Below are 2,197 nucleotides of genomic sequence, written 5' to 3' on the forward strand. Positions count from 1 at the left end.
CACCCCACACGCGGCACCACCCCCCACCCAGCCGTCGGCAGACAGCCCCCTCCTACCAACCCTTCTCGAACATCCGGGCCACCTCGGCGATCCGCGCCTCGTCGGGCCGGTAAAAGGTGCGCCACCGGATCCTCTTCGTCCGTACCGCGCCGATCCCCGCGAGGAGGTCCAGGTGGGTGGTCGCGACGGCGAGCGGGACGCCGAGTTTCGCGGCGACGGCCGCCGCCGTGACTCCGTCCTCGACCGGATCCCCGTGCCGCTGGGGCGGGAAGTGCGCGGCCGGATCCCTCAGCCACTCCAGGATCTCCAGGCGTTGCCCGCCTGCCGGTCTCTTCAGCATCGCGCCTCCTCGTCCCGGACCGGTCACCGGTCGCCGGTCACCGCGCGCCGTTCCTCCAATGTCCTGGAGCCTGGGGCGCCGCGTCCGAGGGTTCGCACCCATTGGCCGAGGTCGAACGCTTTCCCTGCGCACGTGAGTGCGAGCAAGCCCTCGCGTCCCAACTCACGGGGCCATCGCCACCCGCCCCGGGCAGCCGGGCCCCGGCGCCTCCGGCTCGGCGGTGGCTGAACCACGTCGTCGTGGCCGGGCGGGGCCCGGCCCTCCCGGGTCGTGGTCGGCGGTCACACCGCTCCGTCCACACCGTCCCGACCGCACCGTCTCGACCACGCAGTCCCGACCGCACAGTCCCGACCACCTCCGATTTCATGCATACGCATTAACATGGGGCGCATGGCAACGAACACGGCCGGTGCGGGGCTGGCGGACCAGTGGCGGGACATCCTGGCGACGCATGCGCGCACGATGTGCGAGATCGACCGCGAACTGCATCCGCACGGTCTGGGCGCCAGTGACTTCGAGGTGCTCGACGTCCTCGTCTCCGGGACGGGCTGCGCGAAGGAGACCGCCGATCCGGGTGGGCAGTGCCGGGTGCAGGACCTCGCCGGGCGGGTCCACCTCAGCCAGAGCGCGCTGTCGCGGCTCATCGGGCGGCTGGAGAAGGACGGGCTCGTGGAGCGCAGCATGTGCGCGGAGGACCGGCGGGGAGTGTGGGTGGCCCTCACGGATCGCGGCCGGGAGCTGCACAGCGAGGTTCTCCCGCTGCAACGTGCGGCTCTGGCCCGGACATTGGGAGCCTGAGCCCTGCCGGGGCGCCGGTTCAGTACTCGAACGGCCTGGCCAGCAGGGTGCGTACGCCCTCCGAGGTGACCGTCATGCCGTGCGGGGAGGCCGCGTCGATGGTGAGTGCGAGGTCGCCCGTGGGCCACTGGTCGGCGAGCGCGCCAAGCGGGATCAGACGGTAGCGGGAGACGGACGGCAGCAGCCCGGCCAACTCGGGCTCCGAGGTGAACACGGGCACGGCCTCCCGGCCGTCCGGCTCCGCCAGCACGGGCAGCGCCACGGTCGCGGGATCTCCGGCTTCCAGGTCACCGACGTCGTCCGGTACGGGGACCAGGACGTCGCTCATCGCGAGGACGTCCAGCGCGGCCGGGTCCCGGGTGTCGCGGGCGAGGGCGTCGAGCGCGCGCCGGGCCGGTGTGTCGGTCTGCTGCTGTGCGGGCGTCTTCATGGTGGGTCCTCCGGTCGCGGCGGTCGTACGGGCCGCCCGGGACACGGCCGGTCCCGGGCACGGTGTGCGTCGCCTACCCGACCGGGTCGCGGGCATGCGTGGCCCGGAGGACGGATGCCGGGGTCACTCCGCGTCGGGAGGCGGAGCGGGCAAAGGGGCGCCGAGGGGAATTCGCGGCGATCGGCGCCGAAGGTGGAAACGGACCAGTAGTGGTGACCCTCGCCCACGCGTGCGGCGGGCATCCGTGCCTAGCGTGTGCGCATGCCGATGCAACCCTGGTTCCCCGATGCCAAGCTGGGCATCTTCATCCACTACGGCATCTACGCCGTGGACGGCTGGGCCGAGTCGTGGTCCTTCTACACGGGCGAGGTCACGCACGAGGAGTACATGAGCCAGCTCGGCCGTTTCACCGCCTCGCGCTACGACCCCCGTGGCTGGGCGGAGCTGTTCGCCCGCGTCGGCGCCCAGTACGCCGTCCTCACCACCAAGCACCACGACGGTGTGGCCCTGTGGGAAACCGACCACCGCAGCCTGGACGTGGTCCGGGACACCCCGGCCGGCCGCGACCTGGTCACCGGGTTCGTCGACGCCCTGCGCGAGCGGAACCTCAAGGTCGGCCTCTACTACTC

4 protein-coding genes are annotated in these 2,197 nt (G+C 72.3%); 2 read left to right on the top strand and 2 right to left on the bottom strand.

The features are described from left to right. Positions 1–52: 52 nt before the first annotated feature. The gene (locus tag AOK08_RS37295) at positions 53–340 is read right to left on the bottom strand and encodes a helix-turn-helix domain-containing protein (RefSeq protein ID WP_055534356.1); all 288 of its coding nucleotides are present in this window, start codon (positions 338–340) and stop codon (positions 53–55) included. 390 nt (positions 341–730) lie between these two features. Here AOK08_RS37295 and AOK08_RS37300 point away from each other — a divergent pair, with 390 nt between their 5' ends. Then, positions 731–1,138 carry a MarR family winged helix-turn-helix transcriptional regulator gene (locus tag AOK08_RS37300; protein WP_055534358.1) on the top strand — a complete coding sequence of 136 codons (408 nt, stop codon included), beginning with the start codon at positions 731–733 and terminating at the stop codon, positions 1,136–1,138. A 19-nt stretch (positions 1,139–1,157) separates the two neighbouring features. Here the strand turns inward: AOK08_RS37300 and AOK08_RS37305 are convergent, their stop codons facing one another. Beyond that, the gene (locus AOK08_RS37305; RefSeq protein WP_055534360.1) at positions 1,158–1,568 is read right to left on the bottom strand and encodes an SseB family protein; all 411 of its coding nucleotides are present in this window, start codon (positions 1,566–1,568) and stop codon (positions 1,158–1,160) included. Between the two features lie 261 nt (positions 1,569–1,829). On the opposite strand from AOK08_RS37305, the gene AOK08_RS37310 reads away from it, so the two are divergent. Next, positions 1,830–2,197 (top strand): alpha-L-fucosidase (locus AOK08_RS37310; RefSeq protein WP_198539507.1); only part of this gene is annotated, 368 nt, incomplete at its 3' end.

The organism is Streptomyces graminilatus (genome assembly GCF_001418565.1).
In the GTDB taxonomy this organism is placed as follows: Bacteria; Actinomycetota; Actinomycetes; order Streptomycetales; family Streptomycetaceae; genus Streptomyces; species Streptomyces graminilatus.

Bases quoted from the DNA above. Each gene is read 5' to 3' on its own strand.
- AOK08_RS37295 (WP_055534356.1), bottom strand. From the start codon at position 340: ATGCTGAAGAGACCGGCAGGCGGGCAACGCCTGGAGATCCTGGAGTGG.
- AOK08_RS37300 (WP_055534358.1), top strand. From the start codon at position 731: ATGGCAACGAACACGGCCGGTGCGGGGCTGGCGGACCAGTGGCGGGAC.
- AOK08_RS37305 (WP_055534360.1), bottom strand. From the start codon at position 1,568: ATGAAGACGCCCGCACAGCAGCAGACCGACACACCGGCCCGGCGCGCG.